This window comes from Candidatus Krumholzibacteriia bacterium, from assembly GCA_029865265.1.
Taxonomy (GTDB): Bacteria; Krumholzibacteriota; Krumholzibacteriia; order WVZY01; family JAKEHA01; genus JAKEHA01.
The window spans coordinates 54,995-78,165 of record JAOUHG010000001.1; the positions used below are offsets into that span (position 1 = coordinate 54,995).

13 protein-coding genes are annotated in these 23,171 nt (G+C 65.0%); 5 read left to right on the plus strand and 8 right to left on the minus strand.

Translation table 11 applies throughout. The annotated features are described in order from the left end of the window. The first annotated feature begins 19 nt into the window (after positions 1-19). Positions 20-7,036 (plus strand): S8 family serine peptidase, encoded by a 7,017-nt coding sequence (locus tag OEX18_00220; protein ID MDH4335686.1) that lies wholly within the window; start codon positions 20-22, stop codon positions 7,034-7,036. 22 nt (positions 7,037-7,058) lie between these two features. Here OEX18_00220 and OEX18_00225 read toward each other — a convergent pair whose 3' ends face one another. The 6 genes from OEX18_00225 to OEX18_00250 form a co-directional block, all read right to left on the minus strand. Further along, the gene (locus tag OEX18_00225) at positions 7,059-9,362 is read right to left on the minus strand and encodes a hypothetical protein (GenBank protein ID MDH4335687.1); all 2,304 of its coding nucleotides are present in this window, start codon (positions 9,360-9,362) and stop codon (positions 7,059-7,061) included. A 50-nt stretch (positions 9,363-9,412) separates the two neighbouring features. Next, entirely contained in the window at positions 9,413-10,345 is a 933-nt protein-coding gene (locus OEX18_00230) for a metallophosphoesterase (GenBank protein MDH4335688.1), read from the minus strand. A 119-nt stretch (positions 10,346-10,464) separates the two neighbouring features. After that, positions 10,465-12,135: a T9SS type A sorting domain-containing protein gene (locus OEX18_00235; protein MDH4335689.1), complete on the minus strand. Its 1,671-nt coding sequence runs from the start codon at positions 12,133-12,135 to the stop codon at positions 10,465-10,467. Beyond that, positions 12,135-12,572 carry a hypothetical protein gene (locus OEX18_00240; protein MDH4335690.1) on the minus strand — a complete coding sequence of 146 codons (438 nt, stop codon included), beginning with the start codon at positions 12,570-12,572 and terminating at the stop codon, positions 12,135-12,137. The genes OEX18_00235 and OEX18_00240 overlap by 1 nt, the downstream gene beginning before the upstream one ends. 212 nt (positions 12,573-12,784) lie before the next feature. After that, the gene (locus OEX18_00245; GenBank protein MDH4335691.1) at positions 12,785-13,321 is read right to left on the minus strand and encodes an SH3 domain-containing protein; all 537 of its coding nucleotides are present in this window, start codon (positions 13,319-13,321) and stop codon (positions 12,785-12,787) included. A gap of 191 nt (positions 13,322-13,512) precedes the next feature. Next, on the minus strand, positions 13,513-13,713 hold the full coding sequence (locus OEX18_00250) for a hypothetical protein (protein ID MDH4335692.1): 201 nt from the start codon (positions 13,711-13,713) through the stop codon (positions 13,513-13,515). Between the two features lie 296 nt (positions 13,714-14,009). On the opposite strand from OEX18_00250, the gene OEX18_00255 reads away from it, so the two are divergent. The 4 genes from OEX18_00255 (at position 14,010) to OEX18_00270 (ending at position 19,246) form a co-directional block, all read left to right on the plus strand. Continuing rightward, positions 14,010-15,731, plus strand: coding sequence for a mechanosensitive ion channel family protein (locus OEX18_00255; GenBank protein ID MDH4335693.1), 1,722 nt, complete (start codon positions 14,010-14,012; stop codon positions 15,729-15,731). A gap of 107 nt (positions 15,732-15,838) precedes the next feature. After that, positions 15,839-16,063, plus strand: coding sequence for a hypothetical protein (locus OEX18_00260; protein MDH4335694.1), 225 nt, complete (start codon positions 15,839-15,841; stop codon positions 16,061-16,063). A gap of 34 nt (positions 16,064-16,097) precedes the next feature. Continuing rightward, on the plus strand, positions 16,098-17,966 hold the full coding sequence (gene asnB / locus OEX18_00265; GenBank protein MDH4335695.1) for an asparagine synthase (glutamine-hydrolyzing): 1,869 nt from the start codon (positions 16,098-16,100) through the stop codon (positions 17,964-17,966). Beyond that, a complete protein-coding gene (locus tag OEX18_00270; GenBank protein MDH4335696.1) occupies positions 17,963-19,246 on the plus strand; it encodes a glycosyltransferase in 1,284 nt (427 codons plus the stop codon). The genes asnB and OEX18_00270 overlap by 4 nt, the downstream gene beginning before the upstream one ends. Before the next feature lie 3 nt (positions 19,247-19,249). Here the strand turns inward: OEX18_00270 and OEX18_00275 are convergent, their stop codons facing one another. Then, positions 19,250-21,496 (minus strand): hypothetical protein, encoded by a 2,247-nt coding sequence (locus tag OEX18_00275; protein MDH4335697.1) that lies wholly within the window; start codon positions 21,494-21,496, stop codon positions 19,250-19,252. Positions 21,497-21,524: 28 nt separating this feature from the next. Next, entirely contained in the window at positions 21,525-23,168 is a 1,644-nt protein-coding gene (locus OEX18_00280; protein MDH4335698.1) for a serine/threonine protein kinase, read from the minus strand. Positions 23,169-23,171: the final 3 nt, after the last annotated feature.

Genomic DNA, 23,171 nt, shown 5'->3' on the forward strand with positions numbered 1-23,171 from the left:
GCTCCACAGAATCCGCGTCGTGTCTGCCCTCGTCCTATCGGCCATGATATGGCTGGTGCCGCTCGCCGTGGCCCAGACCGATGCGCGCAGCACCGACAAGGTCACGGAAGGCGTTCGCGCCATGGCCGCCCGGGCTGCGCGTGGCGAGCGCGTTACTGTCATCGTCAAGATGAAGGCCCGCAGCGACCTGGCCGCGGTGGAAGGCGAGCCGGTGCAGGCGCTGTCCGCCCTGCGCCAGACGGCATCCGTGTCGCAAGGCGCGCTCCTGCAGGTCCTGCGGACGCGCACATCCGCCGGCAAGGTGGGACTCGTTCGGCCGTTCTGGATCGACAACGTTGTGCTGGTCCAGGCGACTGCGGATGTGATCGAGGAGATCGCGCGCCGCGATGACGTTGCCCGTGTCTTCGAGAATTACGTCTACACGTTGCCGGAGTTTCCGCAGAAGCTGGAAGCGCAGCCCACCAGCCCGGTGCAACCATGGGACAACATTGCTCACATCGGCGCCAAGCGCGTCTGGTCCGAGCTTGGATTGAACGGGCACGGTGTCCGCATAGGCGGACTCGATACGGGCGTTGATATCACCCACCCCGACATTGCGGGCAAGATGGTGACGAACGACCCCTCGGATGCCACCTACCCCGGCGGTTGGGCGGAGTTCGACCTCCTGGGAGAACGCGTGCCCGGCTCGCAACCACACGACACCGATCAGCACGGTACCCACACGAGCGGAACGATGGTCGGTGGAACCGCCAGCGGTTATGACGTGGGGGTGGCGCCCGGTGCCCGGCTGATGCACGGTCTCATTCTTGTGGGCGGAAGCGGCACGTTTGCTCAGATCATCGCCGGCATGGAGTGGATCATCGATCCGGACGGCAACCCCGCCACCGACGACGGCGCGCAGGTGGTAAACATGTCGCTCGGTGCCGGCGGTGTCTGGGATGTTCTGGTTGCGCCCACCGACAATATGGTGGCGGCAGGCATCTTTCCGAGCATGGCGATTGGCAACGCCGGGCCGGCGCCGGGCACGACCGGCTGTCCCGGCAATGTACCCAGCGCATTCGCGGCCGGAGCCACCGACGACCATGACGACATCGCTGACTTCTCCAGCCGCGGGCCCGTCACCTGGAACACGCCACCCTATGTGGGCACCTTTATCAAACCGGACATCTCTGCGCCCGGCGTGGAGATTCTCTCCACCGTACCGGGCGGCGGCTGGCAGTGGTCCGGCTGGGACGGTACGTCCATGGCGTCTCCGCACGTGGCCGGCACGGTTGCACTGATGCTGCAGGCCAACCCGGGCCTCACCGTTGCAACCCTCAAGCAACTCCTTGTGACCACCGCCATCGATTACGGTACGCCGGGCAAGGACAACAACTGGGGCTACGGCCGTCTCGACGCGTACGCGGCGGTGGCGGCTGCGGTGAGGGGTGTGGGGGAGATCACCGGGACCGTCACCAACAACCTGGGTGAGGCGGTGGCGGCAGTGCGGGTGAAGGATCTTGTCACCGGGCTGACGGCCGTCACCGACACGGACGGCCGCTACGGCATGCAGCTCACCCCGGGGCGCCGCCAGATTCTGTTCGAGGAGTACGGCCACAAGTCCGCGACCCTGAATACCATCATCTCCGCCAACCGGGTTGTGCCCGGCGATATCGTTCTCACGCGCCTGCCGGGGGGCGAGGTGGCGGGAGTGGTTAGCAATGCCGAGACGGGTGAGCCACTCAAGGCCGCCGTCCAGGTGATGGTGGGCACGAAAGTCGTCAAGGAGACCGTCAGCGACGCGGCCACGGGCGCTTATTCGCTCTGGCTCCCCGCGGGGGCGCAGAGAATTCGTGTCGTTGCCGGATATCCGTACGAGATATTCACGGGGACGGTTGACGTGATCGTGGACGGGCTGGTCACGTTCGATGCTGTGGTTGCGCCCGCCAGTGTGCTCATCGTGGACGACGACCAGGGCGACGATTTCGAGCGCTACTACGAGGTGGCAGTCGTGGCAACCGGGCGCAGATACCTCACCGTTGATCGCGTGATCAGCCCGGAAGACATGCTGAAGTTCGATTCGGTCGTGTGGCTCACCGGAAATGACTATCAGCAGACCCTCACCTCTCTCGAGCAAGCGGTCCTTTCCGCGTATCTCGACAACGGTGGGCACCTGCTGATTTCAGGTCAGGATATCGAGTGGGGTACCTACGCCTCGCCCTTCTACGCCGACTATCTACACGCCGAGTTCGTTGTCGACGATTCGCGCCTGCGTGGAATAAGGGGCGACGCCGACAGTCCCGTCGGCGGTGGCTTCGAGTTCCTCATTCGGGGAGGCGACGGGGCCAACAACCAGGGATACCCTGCCGAGATCAATCCGATCGCGCCCGCGAAGCCCGTCTTCTGGTACGACGAACAGGTCCCCGCGCTGAACACGGAAACGCCCCTCGATCCGGGCCGCGCTGCTCCGCTGGAAGCCACGTCCGTGCGGGGCACGGCCGGCCTCTCGGTGGATACGGGCGTGTATCGCCTCGTCTATCTGCCATTCGGTTTTGAAGGCATTGCCGATGGCGACTCGCGCAACCTCGTGATGGACCGAATCCTGGGCTGGCTGGAGGGCTATCCCACGATCGCCCACGAACCGCTGCCGGACACCGAGCAGACGGACTCGCCATACCTGGTGCGCGCCGCGGTCACGTCCGAGAATTCCACGATCGATGCCGGTACCGTGACACTCGTGTATGACACCGGCAACGGACCCGTGACGGTGGCCATGAATCCGGCCGGTGCCGGCGATGTCTTTCAGGGTTGGATCCCCGCGCAACCCCGGGAGTCGGTGGTGCATTACTACCTGGCCGCGGGCGACGTGAAACGGCACATTGCCACCGAACCGTCCGGCGCCCCCCGCGTCCAGCACAGCTTCAAGGTGGGTGAAGACCACGAGGCGCCCGCCATTGCCCATAAACCGATTCTCGATACGAACGACCGGGTTGGCCCGCATGTGGTTACGGCTTCAGTCACCGACAACGTGGGTGTCAGCCAGGTCTTTCTGGTGTACCGCCGAAATGGCGGCGCATTGCACCGCGTCAGGATGCAGGTGGATGCAGGGCGGTGGGAGGGCTCGATCCCCGGCCCGTTTGCGTTCGGTGACTCGGTCCAGTATTTCATCCTCGCGGCCGATGCTTCGGTGCTCGGGAATGCCACGCGCTATCCGGCCGCCGGCGAGCTGAGCTACGGTGTCATCGAAAGTTTTGCATGGAACTTTGAAACGAATGACGGCGGCTTCTTCACGCCGGGGGTCGTATGGCAGTGGGGGACGCCTTCCAGCGGTCCCGGCGGCGCACACTCGGGCAACCGTGTCTGGGGAACAGCACTCGCTGGCGATTACCCAAACGGAATGAACGCGGTGCTCGATTTTCCCGCCATCACTCTTGAAGCGGACAAGAAGTATTCTGTTCTCTCGTTCTGGCACTGGTATGAATTCGAAACGCTCATCGATGGGGGCAACGTCAAGGTGTCGACAGATGACGGCGCCACCTGGAGCGTCGTTGAACCGTTGCGCGGTTATGACGGCATTGCGCAGGAGAGCGCGCGCGGCGTTGCCGGAGAGCCCGTTTTTACCGGGTACGACAATCGCCTCTGGCAGCAGGAGATCTTCGACCTGTCCGCTTACGCCGGCGAGACCGTTTGGGTGCGCCTGCATGCCGGAGCCAACGATTTTGTCACGCGAGACGGCTGGTACATTGACGATGTCAATGTGCGATCGATCGACATGGACGACATTGCGCCGGAGATCCTGAGCCTGAGCGGCCCACCGGGAACGTTTGATACGGCCGGTCCCTATCCGGTCAGCGCAGAAGTGATCGACGCGTTGTCAGGCGTGGCCGTGGTGGCGCTGCATTACAGCACCGACGACGGCGTTACCTGGAGCGAAGAACCGATGGCCGGCACCGGCGGCACCGGGTACCGCGGGTACATTCCCGGACTGCCGCGTGGCAGTCGCGTGCTTGTCCACGTTCGCGCGCAGGACGCGGATGGCAACCAGACCGACTCCAATGCATCCGGCCAGTACCATCGTTTCAATGTCATGCCGAGCGCGCCCGTCCTGGTGCTGCTCAGTGACACGGAGGGCGCCACGGAGGAGATGTTCCGCGAGGGGCTCGACAAAACGGGCCGGGCCGCCGACTACTGGAATCTGCTGCAGCAAGGGCCCGCGGTGCTCGACCACCTGGACGCCTACTCGCAACTGATTGTGGACGAGCGCGGTTCAATGACGGCGGCGGAAGTGACGGCCTACCAGGGATACCTCGACGCGGGCACGGAAACGCAGCCCAGGGGACTGCTGGTGCTGGGTCGTGACGTTGCCCTGAGTGCGTCGTCGCGCAACCTCGCGGCGCAGTACCTGCGCGCGGACTTCGTCCAGGACGATCCCGGCTACCGTCGCCTCACCGGTGTGGCTGACGATCCCATTGGCATCGGCGAAGTGCTCGTGATTTCGGGGGCGTTTCCCGACGAAGTGAGCCGGTCGTTGCAGTATCCCGGCGGCCAGATCGTCTATCAGTTCACGGGTGAAGTCACCCTCACGGATGGCGTCACGCCGAACCGGCCATACCTGACGGACGCAGCCATCGGCGGGAACGATGCTCCCGAGGTGCCGAAGAGCCCCGACGCGGCCGCCGGTATCCGCTACGACGCCGGCACCTACCGGAGCGTCTTCCTGACCTTCAACTACGACTACATCGTTGATGCATCACAGCGGGACGGCCTGATGGGACGGGTGATGGCGTGGTTCGAGGCTCCGAGGATCGTGCACACGCCACTGCGCGACACGGAGAATGCGGTGTCGGGGTACGAGGTTATCGCCCGGGTCTACTCGGACGACCCCGGTGCGGTCCAGGTACAGCTCACGTATGACACCGGTGGCGTGCCGGTGACGGTGAACATGACCCCCACCGGAAACGAGAGCGAATTTGCAGCATCCATACCCGCCCAGCCGCTCGGCACCGTGGTCAGCTATTTCATCAGCGCGCAGAAAAGCGATGGCAATACCGCCTACGACCCACCGAATGCGCCGGACGTGCGGCACACCTTCCGCGTAGAGAGAGACACGGAAGCGCCCCGCATCGTGCATGTGCCCATCGAATCGAGCGCCGATGTGGTGGGCCCCTATCATGTATCGGCGACGATCACCGACAACATTGCCGTGGAGACCGGGAGCGTCACGTTGACCTATCGGCGCAACGGCGGGGCTGAATCGCCGTTGCCGATGACGAATACCGGCGGTGATCAGTACGAGGGCGATATCCCGGGACCGGCTTCGGCGGGGGATCGCTTCGACTACTTCATCACCGCCCGCGACCGAGCGGAGACGCCCAACGTGGCACGCGCGCCCGTGGCTGGAACCTACTCCTTTGAGATCATGGACTTCTTCGCCTGGGACTTCGAAATGGACAACGGCGGATACCGGGCGACCGGAGCAGGTTGGGAGCACGGCGCGCCGAGTACCGGACCGGGTGACGCCCATTCCGGTGCGAACGTGTGGGCGACGCGCCTTGCCGACAACTACCCGGGGGCGGCCAGTATCACGCTCGATGCGCCGTCCCTGCGCGTTCCGGATGGCGCCACCTACGCCCAGCTCTCCTACTGGCAGTGGTACTCCATCGAGCCCAACTATGACGGCGGTAACGTCAAGATTTCGAACAACGGCGGTGCGACGTGGTCAATCCTTACGCCGGTTGGCGGTTACCCGGGTACGGCGCGCGCGGGCAACAGGGGTATTCCCAACGAGCCATGCTTCACCGGCTACAACGCGGCCCTGTGGCAGCGGGTGGTCTTCGATCTCACGCCATATCGCGGGCAGACGGTTGTCATCCGCTGGCATTTTGGCAGCGACCCCAGCGTACAGAAGGCGGGATGGTACATCGATGACGTGCGCGTGGAGGGGACCAACGACATCCAGGCCCCGGCAATCGTGAGTGTGAAGGCGCCCTACGGTGTGACGGGCGACGCTGCCGGCTATCTCGTTGAGGCCACGATCGCCGATGCCCACAGCGGTGTCGGGTCTGCGCAGCTTGAATACACCGTGGACGAAGGCGAGAACTGGCAGGTTGTCCCGATGAAGGCAGAAGCCACGGGCAGGTTTGCGGGCCGGATTCCCGGACAGCTGCCCGGTGCGCGTATTCAGTACGTGGTTCAGGCCACGGATGGTGCCGCCAACAGGACGCAGCATGAAAGAACGTCCGCGGAGATGTTCACCGTTGTTCCCGGTGGGGATTACCTGCTCATTGTGGGTGGGGAGACACCACTGTCGCGGAAGGACTATCGCGAGGCATTCAGCGACACCGGCCGGGAGGTCGATCTCTGGCGCGCGGACGATACGGGTTTGCCTTCGGCTGATGTTCTCGGCGCCTACCGCGCGGTTATCGTGGACTGGTATGGCCCGACATCCGGGGATGTGCAGCGCGTCATCGATTCGAACAATGTGGTGTTCTTCGGCTATCAGCCCGAGGCCGTTCCGCAGCTTGCCAGTGCCTTCGTGGCGGCTCGTGCCATGTTGGATGACACCGGGAAGGATTTTGACCCACGAGACGTGATGCTGGCGCCCGGAGACAAGGTTGAATTCGCAAAGCGGACCGATGTCGGGCGTGCGCAGGCGCTTTATCCCGTAAATATCGCCAATCTGGCCAGCGCGCCACAGCGGGCGGAACTGGTGAACGATGGGTTGAAATTCATCGAGGGCACCCCGGCCTCGTCAGCGGCCGTGGCCCTGCCGCGGGCGCTGGACATGTCACCCAACTATCCCAATCCGTTCAACCCGGTTACGACGCTGAAGATAAGCGTGCCGGCCGGCGCGCCCCTTCGGGCCACTCTGAACGTGTACGACGTGGGGGGGCGATTGGTGCGGCGGATGTTCAGCGGAGGGATCACGCCTGGTGTTCATGCCTTCGTGTGGAATGGCCGCAACGACGCCGGATCACCGGTGGCCAGCGGCATCTATTTTGCGCGCTTTGAAGCCGGGGCGACGGTTGTAAATCGGAAGATGGCGCTCCTGAAGTAGCAGCCGCGCCGCGCTATCCGCGCTACCATCGCGACTCCATCCCCAGCAGCGCGAATGCGGCCAGGTACAGCAAAGCGGCGATCGCCAGCGTGGCGCTCAGCCCCAGCGTGAACGCGAGCGCCACGGCGACGGTTGCGCCCAGCACCGATGCCACGCCGTTCACGGCGAAACCCCAGTCGACAAGCTCCTTCACGCGCACGCCGGCCCTGGGAAACGGCATGCCCATGAAGAAGCCCAGCGGAAACACGATCATGCAGCTTGCCAGAACGCGCGGCAGCAGCGACAGGTGCACCAGCCCGTTGGTGAGCTGCCGGAACACCACGATTTCCAGCAACAGCCACGCGGCGATCCCGGCGAAGGCGGTGACCGCGCCCACGCGCCCCGAAAAACGGCTCCCGATGCCGGAGGCGAGCAGCAACGTGAACAGGACAACCGCGATGCTGTACGTGGACGCCCCGATGAACAGCGTGTAGCGCTGGATCAGCACCACCTCCACCATCATGAACGCCACCCCGATCACGCAGAAGTACAACCACGGTACCAGCCGCAGTTTTTCGCCCTTGAGCGCGTAGGGAAGAAGACAAAGGGGAAGAGCCACCACCATGACAACCGCGAGCACGATGACGAGGATCAGGCTCGACATGGGGAAGCCGGTGAACTCCGCGTACTGACTGACCTTTGCGGCGCTATCCCGGGTGAGGTTCTTCCACAGCCCCATGTGCGCGATGAACGGCCGGTCATCCGTGGCCGGAGACAGGTCGATCGCCGACGAGTCCGCCTCCGCCTGCCATCCGTTCAGCACGATCTGGTTGATGAGATTGCCCCTGAGTGAATCCGGCGCCGGGTACAGGAGATGGATGTCCTCGTAGCGATCCGGGGTAAGCGGCCCATAGGCGTTGTTGCGAAGTTCGTCGGTGAGGGGCCGCTTTGACAGCAGGATGAGTTTGCGCCGCATCTTGGGAAGATCATAGACCGCGAAGTGATCGCGGGGTTCGTCGATCCCCAGGTCATCCAGGGCGTCGATCACCTCCGACACCAGCCGCGGCACGTATACCTGGTGTTCCATGGACAGAAACCCGCCGGGCGTCAGCGCGTTCCAGTAGTCCTGAAACGCCTCCGTGGTGAATATGTAGTTCTCGGCCAGCGCGAAGGAGCCGGATCCCAGCGCGGCCCAGGTGTTGGAACTGAGCGAGTAGATCACGTCGAACTTCTGCCGGTGCCGGCGCACATAGGTGCGCGCATCCTCGGTCACCACCGTCACCCGCGGGTCCCGGTACAGGTACCCGGTGTACTCCGGGGTAAGAATGAGGCGCCCGGTCGAGTCGGTGACGGAAGAATCCCGGACAACGTACCCCGCGGGGTCACCCTCCAGCAGCAGCCGGTTGATCTGCGGTATCACCTCGGTCGCGTGCACCTCGGCGGCGCCCTGGTCGAGCGCCTGCAGGACGTCCATACCGCCTCCGGAGCCCAGCGACAGGAACGTGCAGCGATCGAACAGACCCACCAGATAACCGATGTCGATGTCCCACTGCGAGTTGGTCGAGTCCGCGTACCAGGCGTCCCAGTCTCCGTCGAACGGTATCAACGGCGTGTTGGCCACGTTGTCGATGTTGATGCCGCGATACTGTCCATCAAAGTCGTAGATCTTGATCTTGGCCATGGCGTCCCAGTGCTTGTAGATGACGGGCGCGCGCTCCTCGCGTGGCACTTCCAGCAGCGATCCGGCGGAACCGTTGACAACCAGGAGTCCCACGCCGAGCGCCACCGGCAACAGCTTCATCCAGCGCCGGCTGGCGATGAACGCAGCCACGATCAACGGAAAGCTGACCCAGAAAGTTGCCACCTGTGCACCGATGCCGTTCATCAGCACCACGGCCAGTACCACGCCCGCACCGGCGCCAACCAGATCCGCCATGTACAACGACGGGAGACTATCGTGGTCGTTACGAAAATACTTGGCCAGCACGATGCCGCCGAAAAAAAAGGACGCGCTCAACAGGGCGGTGGTAACGGCAAGCTTCCCGATCATCACCCAACTGCTGAAGAGCAGACTGAAGTCCAGGCCCAGTTTGAACACCAATGGAGGCCCCGCGAGGGCCGCGGCGGCCCCGGCGGACATCGACAGTCCGAACCAGCGGTCATCCCCGAGAAACTTGAAAAGTCGAAGGGCCAGGGCACCGAACCCCAGCCCCATGACGGCGAGCGACAACGTGAGAAACGCGAAGGTGTAGAAGAACTCGGCGGAAAACAACCGCGTCCAGACGAACTCCAGACCGGTCAACGAAACCGTCATCAGAAAAATGACGGCGAGCGCGCCCCTTCTCATGGCTGATATCTCTCGATCCTGCCGGTTGGCATGAAGGCGCGGCCATGTTTCTAGTGCGCGGGTTCCACCTCCGGTGCGAGGACCCGCAACGAGTCTCCGATGATCTCAAGGACTTCGACGTTGCCCTCGTAGCAGGCGGCCATGCCGGTGTCGATGCACCACACGCGCCCGTCGCAGTACGAGCGCACGCCTTGCTCCTGCACCGTGTGCCCCACGATCATACGCTTTGCGGCCAGGGAGTCCAGCACCCGCTGCAGCGCGGCGCAATCGGTGGCGTCGGGTTCGTCCGAGTAATCGCGGGCCCACACCGGGCTTCCACGCGCGAGGATGATTTCGGGCATCGGCCCTTCGCCGAGCAGCCAGGCCCGCACCTCGGTATTGATCCGGTCGAGTCCGTATGTAACGTGCTCGGGGAGGACGCCACCGTGGACGAAGACATTGTCACCGATGATGATTACGACGTTCCGTCGCGCGAGATCGCGCGCATAGTCTCCCCCCGGACGAAAGGCCGCGACCCGCGCCCGCATCGAGTCCGGAAAGCTCGCCATACTTGCATCCGCGTTGTCGTAGGTTACCGCGTCCACGAAGTCCGCGTACCCGCCGGGCGTCACATAACGGAAGTCGAGGGCGGTATTCATCAACTCGTGGTTACCGTTGAGCGCGTGCACGGCGCCACCCGCCCGGGCGGCTTCCTGTGCCAGCCGTGAGAAGAGATCGAGGATCGCCTGCTCGTCGTCGCCACGATCCACCTGATCGCCGGTTTGAACCACCACCAGGTTGCCGCCGGTCCAGCGATCATTTGTGTCGACGGCGCCGGCCAGCCTGAGCGCGCGGCGGGTGGCGTCGAGGTCGCCGTGCAGATCGCCGATGGCCACGATGCGTGGCGCAGGCGGAAGGCGCAGCGGCGTGGTGGCGCCCGCATCGGCAACCGTCGCCACGCGAAGCGCGATGGCAACTATCAGGATGGGGAGGTGGGCGGTCATTGCCTCTCATCATAGTACATTTTCCGTTCAGGATCAGCGTGCTTCGCAAGAAGAGACCCGGCCACCGGCGAGCCTCCGCACGGTGACTGGGCCTGCAATCGTCCCGACGAATCCCGTTGCTACTTCAGAAGAACGACCTTGCGCGTGAGTGTTTGCGTTGGGCTCGACAGACGCGCGTAGTACACGCCCGAGGCGACCGGGCGACCGCGATGGTCACGGCCGTCCCACGTCGTCTGGTGCATGCCCTGCGACTTTGCACCCGCGTCGAGCGTCCGCACCAGGCGTCCGCTTACGTCGAAGATGGCGAGCGCGACCTCCTGCGAGGGAGCCACCTCGTAGCGAATCGTGGTGGAGGGGTTGAAGGGATTCGGATAGTTGGAGAGCGTAACCCGCGGTGCCACCGGCCGCGCACCGGTCGGGAGCTCGTCCAGCCAGCCGAGGTCGGTAAAGAGCGCCAGGGTCAGGTCCACGCTGCTCGACAGGTTGTCGTTGATGGCGGGCTCCATGAGCAGGTTTGGAAACGCCGACACGTCAAAGTGCGAGATCGACGAACCACCCTCGTACGGGTTGGGCGCATAGAGTTTCACACGCCCGCTTGTGTCCGCGCCGGCCAGTTCGCCGGGATCGAGCCCGATGGTCACGTTGACGCCCGTGCCCAGTTCGGCCTTGATGGCGTTGCCGTCCGCCAGCGACACGCTCACCACCGGAATCACCACCGTCGGGTCTGTGCCGCCCATGGCCGGGGGCGCGCCGGAAACGTTGTTGACGACGACCACCGCGATTGCGCCGGCCGCCTGCGCGGCGAGTGCCTTGCTCACGAAGGTGCACGTGCCACGATCGATCAGCGCGATGTTGCCGCTGATCTGCCCCACATTGACGAGCGGTTCGCACCCGTCGCTGATCGTGCCGGTGCCGTCGTCAGCCAGCACCACATTGCCGGTAACGCCCGGCTCGCTCGGTCCGGGTCCGAATGACGCCAGCCCCAGTGCAATGGTGGCGGGGAGCGAACCCGGGCTGTTCACGAACATCTTGGGCGTTCCGCCCAGGTACTGCCCCGCATGCGCGGCAACAAAAGAACCGTTCCACACCACGTTGCCGGTGTTGATGGCGGACGCGGCCCGCTGCTGTTGCGTCAGGTTGTCCCAGGTGGTGCCCTGGGTGTTGTCGCGGATGAAGCGCTCGTACAGGTCCGGGACGTTGGTGGATTCCGCACCGTTCGGTCCCACCAGCGTGCTGAATCCCAGGCCGTGCCCGAGTTCGTGCAGCACCACCGGCAACAACTCGACGTCCGCGCCTTCGTTGCCATCGAAGCCGTAGTACCAGCTCGCCCCACCCAGACACCCCGGGTTGCCGTTGAGGTTGCTGTTGAAGGTGGCGTTGATGTCGCTGATTGCGGTGAGGTCGACACCGGCGAGCTTGTTGGCCAGCGCCACGTGGTACCAGGTGTTGGTGTACTCCGCGCCCGAGAAATCGCGAAACACGCTGCGCGGTCCCGCCGACCCAAGCACCGCACTGGTCGACGTACAGGTTTGCGGGTTGAACTGGGCGTCGACGTAGATGGTGACGTCGCTGGGCAGGAGCCCGCCCCAGATGTTTGCCGCTTCCTGGAAGACGTTGAGGCGCTGCTGACCCACGGTGGTGCCGGGATTGCCACCCACCGGTGCCGCAGGTGTCGGGTCGTTGAAGCCCTCGCCGGCGCCGTCGAGGTTGACGACCACGATGGTCGCCGCACTCGCCGCGTGCGCCATTGCGATCACGAATGCCGCCGTGAGCGTGAGGATGCGCCGCATCACTTCACCTCCGGCTTTGGGCTGCTGGAGGCGTCGCCGTGGAGCGCATGGGTTGCGCCGTCGACGTGGTCCGTGCACACGATGATCTTTCCGGATTCGTCGACACGCGCCACCGACGCGCACTGAAAGCGACCCTGCAGATCGATCGAGACCGAGCCATCGGGGTGGTGAACCTCGACCAGTCCGATGGTGTCGCGCCGCAGCGCGTTCTGGGTCTCCGCGTCGAGGCCGGGTTCGGAGGCGGGTGCCACACCCACATCGATCCCGCCGGTTTCGGGGTTGAGATAGGCGCGCAACGCCGCGGTACCCGGGGGCATCTGCGCGATGCCCGCCGTCGCTTCCATACTATTGAGCGGGGTGTCGTGTCCCGGGAGGTTGACGGCCAGCGTGATCGCCATGAGGGCCAGGGTGGCGCGCGCGGAAAGCTGTCGCTTCATGGCTGGTCCTTTCGTCGGATGCCGGGCGATGGGGCATCGCATCGCCGTAAAATCTGCGATACCCGGGGGAAGGAGACGCAAAACGGCACTTCGCCGACCATGGTGCATGCTGTTCCCGGGAAGCAATCGGACAGCAACGACCGCCATGGGCCTCCATGGCGTGTCTCAGGAGGGTACCTGCACAGCCTGTACCAGCGGGCTACAGCAGGGGATCAGGCGTCCTTGCGCACCGTGGAGTACACCCAGCCGATGGCGCCGCCGGCCGTCTTGATCTTGAGCCACGGCCCCTCTTCTTCGAGCACCTTGAGCGAGTCCCCCGGAGAAACGACACCCAGCAGGCGCCTGGCGTGCGGATCCACCTTCATGGCGTCGGCGGGATCGGGTTCGGGGTCGCCCTCGAAGAGGTACTTCAGGCGTGCGAAGAAGCCGCGCTGCGCGGGTTCATCTTCGTGGGTCCGTGCGGCGTGCTCCAGGTCGAGCTCGCCGGAGAGTTCGCGCAGTCGCCGCGTCGTCTCGCGAGCCAGAGCGGTCTCCGCGGCGATGTCGGATTCGCAGAACGGGCAGCGGTTGATGGTCATGTCGACCACCACCGTGCAACTGGGACAGGGAACCTGGCCAGCATCGAACCGGTGGGCGCGCTTGATGCGCAGAAGTTCGTCGATCTCCTCGCCCCGCTCGGGGATCTGGCGGACGGGCTTGGCGGCCGGCTCGGCCGACGACTTAATATCATCCTTGATAAGGGTTTCCACGATTCACCTCGACGCCTCGCGGCCGCTGGAAACTGGGCAGAATTGTCCGGGTACGGTTGGTTCCGGAGGGATAAGATGCAAGACCTGCACCAAGGCAAGCGGAGCGCCCCGCCGGTGTGCGCGGGCCGCTTCAACGCAATGATTTCTTCGGGGTCGGGCGGGGGGACTCCCACCAATCGACGCGGTACGTGCTACCGGCTCTCGGACGAGGTTTCCGATTCTTCGGCCGACGCCGCTTCCTGATCGACGGCTTCCACGTCGGCACCCTCGGTGGGCGTACCATCCAGTCCGGCCGCCTTCATGCGCTTCTTCTCGAGCTTTTCTGCTTTCTTCTTCTTCTTCTTTGCTTCTCTCTGACGTTTTTCGAAACTGTAGTTTGTTTTCCGTGCCACCGTGTTCCTTTCTCAAAGGGCTCGTGCTTTCGAGGACTTCCACAGTATCCCAAAAATCGCGCGTCTTCGCAACGTATGCCGCGCTGCCGCCACCGCCGCAAGTTGTCGCGCACGGGATGGCGGCTCCGGGCACGCCGGGCCGTGGGATGTAAGCCATTAGATGACAGCTAGATAGGTGCGGAATCGCGGCCTGGTCCGATCGGGGCACGAAACGGCGGAAATTCATCGGTTACCGTGTTAAGTTCAGCGGCACAACCCATGACCATCACACTTCAGATCCCACGCGGAGGCCCTGCATGACCTGGAAGATTCTCGTGACCGCCATGCTGCTCATAGCGGGCGGTGCATTCGCCACGAACCCCGCAGCGCAACCAAACGATGCGTTCACCGCCGAAGCCGATTCGGCGCTTGCAAAGCTGGATCGCGCGCGCGCGGAGATTCGCGGCCTGACCAGCCGGCTCAACTCTCTGGCGGGCGAAGACAGCCTGGTCATCTTCCGGCGCCGTGCGAGCATCCTGATCGCTGCGCTGGATGACGTGAAACATATGGCCGATATCGTGGTACGGCAGGAGCAGGCCGGGGGCGATGCGTCGCGGCTGCGCGCGTACCTGGCCGACATCCAGGCTCCCATCCCGGCGGCTCTGGACTTCATGCGCACCGACCTCACCAAGCAACTGGGGGTGGTGGAAAACGGGGCCCGGCGGGCACCCGCCGCGGAACTGCGCGTGCTGGAAACGGATATCGCGGACCTCAACGCTGAACTCGATGGCATATACGGCGCCAAGGCAAAGTATATCGCCATCTACGAACAAGTCGGTGACGACGTCGCCGCCGAACGGAGCAAGCTGGTGCGGCACATCAGCGAGCGCGCTGAGCTCCTCTCGGGGAAACTCCGGCTGGCCATGGAGAATCGGCAGAAGTACTCCAAGCGAGCCATGCAGAAAACGGCGGACACGCGCTCGCAGGAAGCCGCGACCGCCGCGCAGAACGCCATCGATAACTACGTTGCCAGCCTGGAGCGGATTTCGACCACGATGAGCGGGCTTGGTCTTGACGTAACCGAGTACCGAACCCTGCTGGTCGAGGCAACCGGAGAACTGTTTCGCGGCCTGGGCGATCGCAAGGTGGCGCTCAGCCTGTTGGAGCGGGGGCTGGTGCGCCTGCGCGACTGGCTGATGGGCGAGGCGCCGGGCCTCGTTCTCAAGTTGATCATTTTCGCGATCATCGTGTTCGCGTTTCGAATACTCGGAAGGCTGGCGCGGAAGGCGGTGGTCCGAAGCCTCGACAAGTCCCCGGTGCAGACCTCGCAGCTCATGCGCAGCATGGTGTCCAAAGTGGTGAAGAACCTGATTCTGCTCTTCGGAATACTCGTGGCGCTATCCCAGTTCGGCGTTTCGCTATCGCCGCTTCTGGCCGGTCTGGGCGTGGCGGGCTTCATTGTGGGTTTTGCCCTGCAGGACACGCTCGCCAATTTTGCCTCCGGCGTGATGATTCTCTTCTACAAGCCCTTCGATGAGGGCGACGCGGTGGAGGCGGGGGGCGTAACGGGCGTCGTCAGTCATATGAGCCTGGTGTCGACCACCATCCTCACCTTCGACAACCAGACCATCATCGTGCCCAACAGCAAGATCTGGGGCGACGTGATCAAGAACATCAACACCCAGGACCGGCGGCGCGTGGACCTCAAGTTCGGCATCTCCTACAGCGACGACATTCCCCGCGCGGAGGCGGTGCTCATGGAGATCGTCAAGGCACACCCCAACGTGCTGGAAACCCCGGAGCCGGTGGTGCGCCTGCACGAGCTGGGGGATTCCTCCGTCAACTTCGTGGTGCGGCCGTGGGTGGTCACCACGGACTACTGGGAGGTGTACTGGGATCTGACGCGCACGGTGAAGATGCGCTTCGACAAGGAGGGAATCTCCATTCCCTTCCCGCAGCGCGACGTGCACCTGTACACGGAGGGCCCGGGCGCGGGCGCCGCCGGGCCGGGTGGTGCGGACGCTGGAAGGGGCGCGTGAAACGATCGTGGGCCGCGCGGGTGGATTTGCGCTATACTGAGGGTGCCGCACGAGCCACCCGCCTGGCAGGCCGCGCCTGGCACCGGTTACCCGCAAGGAGGAGCCGCGTGAAGGACACCAAGGATCAGCAAAGCCACGAGGACCGTTTCCGCTGCCCGCAGTGTGACCGCATGGTCACTGTCACCGCCCGCTTCAAGCACACCGCCGAGGGGAGCGAGTCGATGGTGCAGTTCGACTGCACCATGCACGGCATGTGCGGATCGCCCATCTGGGATCCATGCCCGATGTACCTGGCCTACATGGAGCGCAAGAACCTGCCCTTATCGCCGTAGTCTGAAGCGCGTTGCCTCTGGTAGAGTCCCCGCCATGTGCGGTATCTGCGGACTCCTGGGCGATCTCGACCCCCAACAGGCCGGCGCGTGCGTGAAGCGCATGGCAGATTCCATCCGCCACCGCGGCCCCGACGACGAGGGCTTCCACGCCGCTGCGCCAGCCTTCCTGGGTCATCGCCGCCTCTCCATCGTCGACCTCTCCACCGGCCACCAGCCCATTGCCAACGAGGACGGCACCGTCTGGACCATATTCAACGGCGAGATCTACAACCACGCCGCGCTGCGCGCCGATCTCGAGCAGAAGGGCCATCGCTACCGCACGCGCACGGATACCGAGAGCATCGTCCACCTCTACGAGGAGGACGGACTCTCCTTTCCGCGCAAGCTGAACGGGATGTTCGCCATTGCGCTGTGGGACGCCCCGCGCCAGCGGCTCGTATTGGTGCGCGACCGCCTGGGCATCAAGCCGCTCTACTACGCGGAGCTGGCTGGCGGCGCGCTGGCGTTCGCCTCCGAGATGAAGGCGCTCTTGCAGTGTCCCGGGGTGGATACCACGGTGGACCCGGTCGCGCTCGACGGCTACCTGGCGCTGCAATACGTTCCCGGACCACGCACCATCTACCGCGGCATCCACAAGCTCCCCGCCGGCCACACGCTGGTGGCGGAATCCGGCGAAATCACCATCGAGCCGTACTGGACACTCGAACCCGCCCCCGCGCCGCGTTCCTTCAACCGCGCGCGCGACGAGTTTCGCGCGCTGTTCGACGACGCGGTGCGCGTGCGATTGATGAGCGACGTGCCGCTGGGCGCGTTCCTCTCCGGCGGTATCGACTCCGGCCTGGTGGTGGCGGCCATGGCGAAGGCGATGGACCGGCCGGTGCAGACCTTCTCCATCGGTTTCGAGACCGAGGGTTGGTATTCGGAGCTTCCGTATGCCGCGCGCGTGGCCGAGCACTTGAAGACCGACCACAAGACGCTCACCGTCTCGGCGCTGGACATGCGCTCGCTGCTGCCGGTGGTGGCGGCGCAGCTGGACGAGCCGCTCGCGGACCCGGCGGCGGTGCCGACGTATCTGTTGTCGCGCTTCGCGCGCGAGCACGTGACGGTGGCGCTTACCGGCGAGGGAGCCGATGAACTCTTCGCGGGCTACAACCGCTACCGCTTCGAGGCCATGCGCGACAAGGTGGTGTGGTTGCCGCCGGGCGCGCGCCGCGCGCTGCGGGCGGTGGGGAAGCCGGTGGCGGGACGGCGTTACGCCAGGGCGCTCGACGCCGCCACCATGGATTCGGCGGCGAGCTTCGTGTTCCTGCGCTCGGTGATGCCACCCGAACTGCGCGGCGCGCTGCTGCGGCCGGAGATAGCCGCGCAACTGCCCCCCGACCACCTGGAGGCGCGCGTGGCGGCGCACTTCTCTGGCGCCGACGGTCTCAATGCGTCGCTGCGCGCCGACACGCTGGAGTGGCTCCCCGACGATCTGCTCATGAAGGTCGACAAGATGTCGATGCTCGCCTCACTGGAGGCGCGGGTACCGTTCCTCGACTACCGCATCGTCGAACAGGTGAGTGGTTTTCCCGCGGCGTGGAAGCACCGCGGCGGGCGCAGCAAGGTGCTGCTCAAGGCGGCGGCGGAGGGTGTCCTGCCGCCCGATATCATCAACCGCCGCAAGCACGGATTCACGCCACCGATAGGCGTGTGGATGCGTGGCAGCCTGCGTGGCTACATGGAGGAGAACCTGCTGGACCCGGCCGCGCTCTCCGCGCAGTGGCTGGAGTCGCGCGTGGTGAGCGCGCTGGCGGGGCGCTTTCTCCGGGGTGAGGATCGCTTTGCGCTCCCGGTGTGGGTGTTGCTGTGCCTGGAAGTGTGGCTGCGCAGCGGAAGCCGCGTGGAGGCCGCCGCGTCATGAGCACGCAGCCACGCCGAGGCCGCGTTGCGTACGTGGCGGCCGGATTCCCCAAGCTCACCGAGACGTTCGTTCTGCGCGAAGTGATGGAGATGGAGCGCCGCGGCATCCCGGTGTCGGTGTTCTCCGTCCGCCCCCGGCCGAAGGGAAGGCTGCACGCGGACGCCCTGCCGTTCCTGGAGAAGACCCATTACGCGCCGTGGATCGGGCTGGCGCATTTCGGCGCGTTCTTTTCGCTGGCCGTGCGGCATCCGCTCGGCATGCTGAGGGGCCTCGGATTTCTCCTCGCCAACATGGCGGACCAGGCGAGGTATCCGTCGGCCGTCCTCAAGATGCTCGTGGCGAAGCCCAAGATGTTTCTCTTCACCCGTGAGATGGAGCGCGGGCGTGTCGTGCATGTCCACGCGCACTTTGCCAATATTCCAACAACGTTCGCCGTCTTTGCGGCGCGGGTGCTCGGTATCACGTACAGCTTCACCGGTCACGCGTGGGACATCTTCGTTCCCGTCAACCAGGCCGCGCTCTCGCGCAAGATTTCGGGTGCCGAATTCGTGGCCACATGTACGGCCTTCAATACCACGGTGCTGGCACGTTTCTGCCGGACGGACGCCGACCGCCACAAGATCTGGCGCAACTATCACGGCCTTGATCTCTCGCGCTACGTGTCGTCCAACCGGCGCGACGCACTGCGCATCGTCGCGGGCGGCAGCCTGGTGGAGAAGAAGGGGCTGATGGTGCTGGTCGAGGCGGCGGCGTTGCTGCGCACCCGCGGGGTGCCGTTTCAGATCGAGATGGTGGGCGAGGGCGAGCAGCGCACCCGGCTCCAGCAGGAAATTGCGCGCCACGGCCTGGGTGACGCGGTGACGCTGGTGGGATCGATGCCGCACGAGGATCTCGTAGAGCGCATGCGTACGTCGGCCATGATCGTGCTGCCATGCATTGAGACGCGGGGCGGATACATGGACGGCATTCCCAACATCCTCATCGAGAGCCTGGCGCTGGGAGTGCCGGTGGTGTCGACGCCGATTTCCGGAATCCCCGAACTCGTCATCGACGGGGAGACCGGCCTGCTGGTTCCGCCACACGATGCGGCGGCACTCGCCGATGCCATCGAAGCGCTGCTGCGGGATCCGGCGCGGGGAAGCGCGCTGGGCCGCGCGGGACGGGCACGGGTGGAATCGATGTTCGACGTCGTGCGCAACGTGGGTGAGTTGGTGGCGCGGTTCGAGAATATTCTGAATGCCACTGACAGGCCGAGTACCCGGGATGAAACCGTCCGCTGACCGCTACGGCTCGTTGACGCGGCGGCGTAACTCGGCGAGGTTCAACTCGATGGATTCGCTGGAGCGGAGCAGGGCTTCCAGGGCCTCCTCGCGCGATCGCGAAGCCGGCGTCGTCTCCCGCGTATCCACCAGCAACGGTTGCAGGTTGCTCCACACCTCCCGCGGAAGAACGCTCTCCAGGTACTCGAGCCCGGTTCCGCGCAGCATGGCATCGTCGGTGAGCAGTCCTTTGTAGGCGATCTGCAGCGGCGTACGCGGCAGCACCAGTGAGAGCAGGGAAAACACGTGGGTCATGCTGCGATTGGCGCGCACGCGCAATGCTTCCTCGTGAAACGAGGGCGTGTCGCCGCCCTCCGGTTCATCCAGAACGCGCTGGTCCTCCCACAGCTGCCTCTTCACGCTGGTCTCCCGCAATACCGATGCATAGATGGCGGATTCATCCAACGCAAGCGATGGTGCATTCTCGTGAATACGGACCATGGCGAGCGCGGCCTGGAACCGCACCTCGAAGCGTTTGTCCTGCAACGCGGCCATCAGGCCGTCGAATGCACGTGGCGTCGCGCAGGTGGAGAGGACGCGGGGGATGCGGCGGCGGATCGCAAAGTCCTCGACGGGATCGAGCATGCGGTCGATCAACTGTCCGGTAATGCCGGGCGCCGCTCGCGCTAGCACCCGCGACGCCCACCCCGTCACTTCGTCCCACGCGAGCAGCGAGATGACCTGTGCCGCCACCACCGGCGTCAGGGAACGCTTCTGTCGCAGCGCGGCCTGGATACGGCCGGCGTCGCCGGAGCGCAGCTCGAGAAGCAGCGCCAGTTCCGGGTCCACGGGGGCATGCGGGGTGAACGGCGCCGGACGCGGTGCATCGCTGGTTGCCACCGCGGACGCATCCGGCTGTGGCGCTGCCTCGGCGCGTAGCTTGTCCAGACTGCCGCCGTCGATCGTCATCGACAGGTTGATGCCCGCAAACGAATCCATCATCGACCGCGTTCCCACCGTATCCTCGATGTTCAGTTGGTCGGCGCGGTCGATCAGGCTCCGCTCGAGCGCGCGCACGTAACCGCGTCGAAGCGCCCGCGCCACAATGAAGCCCGCCACCGAGATCATCACCGCCAGGATCACGAGCACCCGCCCGGATATGGTGGCGGGCAGGAGAATCACCGCGCGCACCAGGCCGCCCCCCACGATGTCCCCCATGCGGTCGGCGCCCACGTCGATGAAGGTCTTGGCGCTGCGCTTGTCCCGGGGAACGACCGGAGTGAAGAGCAGTTCGTAACCGGAGCGGAAGAGAGAACTCTGCAACACCGCCTCCACGCCCCGCAGGATGCCCAGTCCCACCGGTCCCATCAGCGGCAGGATCGCCAAGCCGCCCACCGTCATCACGGCGGGACGAATGGCCATGGTGTTCGCGATGCCAATCCGCTCCAGCAGCCGCCGGGTCATGCCCGACTGCACCGCCAGTGTCACCAGAGACACGCCGGTATAGAAGATGGCAAAGAACGTCATCAGATCCGATTCACGCGAGAAGATCTCGGTGGCGCGGGCCTTGAACAGAAAGTCGATGAGGGTGGCGGCGATATTACCCAGCAGGACGATGAGTGCGAGGTTGCGCAGGTAGCCGACGCGGCGCAGCACCTGCAGACCGGACTCCGTGCTGCTGCTCCGGGGACGCACGGAGAAGAGGTCGCGCAGCGACGTTGCGGGTGCGGCCGTATCCGCCGGTTTCAGCCCCGGCAGGAGAAAAGCGCACAGCAGGTGGAGTGCCGCAATGACCGGCAGCACCCACAGCATTCCCGCCCACGCGCCCACGCGATCGGCCAGGAATCCACCAAAAAGACCGCCGGCGGTCGCACCGCCGACGATGCGCCCGATGTTGCGGCGGGCCGTGTGCGGGTCGAAGTGCTCGTTGACCATCGACCAGAAACCGGAAATCAGGATGGAGCCGATCACGGCGACGTGCAGGTACACGATCACGGACGCCAGCTTCAGGTCGCGGGTGGCGAGGAGCCACTCGGCCAGGATGAGCACGCCGCTCGAAAAGAAAAGCGGCGGAATGACCCGCACCGGTCCCAGCATGGTCATGGCACGCGAGGACAGCAGCACCGCGCCGATGGACAGGAGCGCCGACGCGATCAGCATCACCGGAAGCGCCGAAATGTCGAAATTGGTGAGGAAGAGCGTGTCGCGGGTGGCCTTGCCCGCAACCTGCGTGGCGATGATGGCGAACGCGCACGCCGACGCCGTTGTCAACGAGGCGGTGGTTGTCCGCCGCGCAGGGTCAGGCATTGATCACCGTTGGAGCGGTGCTGTCGTGGCGCCGTGCCTGGGGAGCGGCATGCAGGTGGGGGAGGTTGGTCTGCCACCACTTGCCGGCCCGTTCCTGGGTCCAGGGCGGCAGTGTCGCGGCCACCTCGGCCAGCGCCGCGCCCAGCGCCGCGGCCGAGTCCGGCCGGTCTTCGGGCCGCTTGGCGAGGCAGGCGTGGATGATCTCCTCCAGGCGGCGCGGTACTTCGATCTCGGTGCGCGAAGAAACCGGCGCCGGCTCCTCCTTGACGTGTTGCACCAGAATGGCCATGGCGTTCTTGCCTTCGAACACGAGTTGTCCGGTGAGCAGCCAGTATGCCACGCAACCAAGCGCGTAAATATCCGCGCGCCCGTCGACGGAACCCTCCGCCGTGACCATTTCCGGCGCCATGAATCCGGGGGTGCCGCTGGTGGATCCGTCACCGGTGAGGTGCGAAGCGGTCTCTCCGCCGCTGTTGACGGTCTTGACCAGACCGAAGTCGAGAACCTTGATGAAGTCGAACTCACGGCCGCGTCGGCACGTGAACAGGTTGGCCGGCTTGATGTCGCGGTGAATCAGGCCGCGGTGATGCGCGTCGGCGAGCGAATCGCAGGCCGCGCGCAGAAAGTGCACCACGCGTTCCGCGGGCTGTGGCCCCGCATCCTGCACCAGCGATCTCAGGTCACGGCCTTCCAGGAGCTCCATGACATAGTAGAACACCCCGTCGTCGCCGGTTCCGAAGTCGTACAGCAGGATCGAGTGAGGCGAGGTCAGCATGGCCGTCACCTGGGCTTCGCGCTCGAAGCGACGCAGCGTGGTCTGCGCGGCGGCCGTGTCCACGTTTCCCAGCGCCTGCGGGCGGATGAGTTTTACCGCCGCGGGGCGCGCGAGCATCTTGTGCTTCGCCCGCCAAACTTCACCCATTCCACCGGCGCCGATCTTCTCGGTCAGCTGGTAGCTTCCCAGACGCTTCGCCTTGGAGAAATCGCGCGCCAGGCAGAAGACGCGGTAGGCAATGGCGTAGCCGACGCCCACGCACAACAGAACCGGCACCGACAGTTTGACAATTTCGATCCACGGTGATCCCTCGAAACCCGCCGGCAGTCCGTGCACGACGAGCGAGAGAATGGCGACGGAGGGCACGGTGAGCCACGCCAGCAGGGATCCCCTCAGAACCTGTCGGGGTCCCAGTGTGACGATGCTGGGATAGGCGACGAGCCACACGCCCACCCAGCTCACGGTTTCGATGTCGAAGCGGGGATCCTGCTCCCAGCCCCACGCCTGTACCGCGATTCCCAGCGAGGTCACCACCAGGAAGATCGTGGCCATGGACGCGAAGAAGCACGCCTCGCACGTGGCGCGGCTGCAACGCCAGGCGACGAACAGCGAGTAACCGATGGCAATGGCGGCGGTGATGGTGTCGAACGGGGGCAGGAAGCGGAAGTGGCCCGCCGCGGCGCTTTGCACGAAGGTGTCGGCCGCGTAGCCGAGGAAGAAAATTGACGCGTAGATCCACGCTGCCGCGGAGAGTCCGCGGAAGGAGGTCCGTTGCGTCCCCGAATCCAGATCGGCGAAGTTGGACGGATCGCTCGGGTTACTGGACTGGTCGGATGGTCGTACGTCGAATTCGGCGGCCACGCC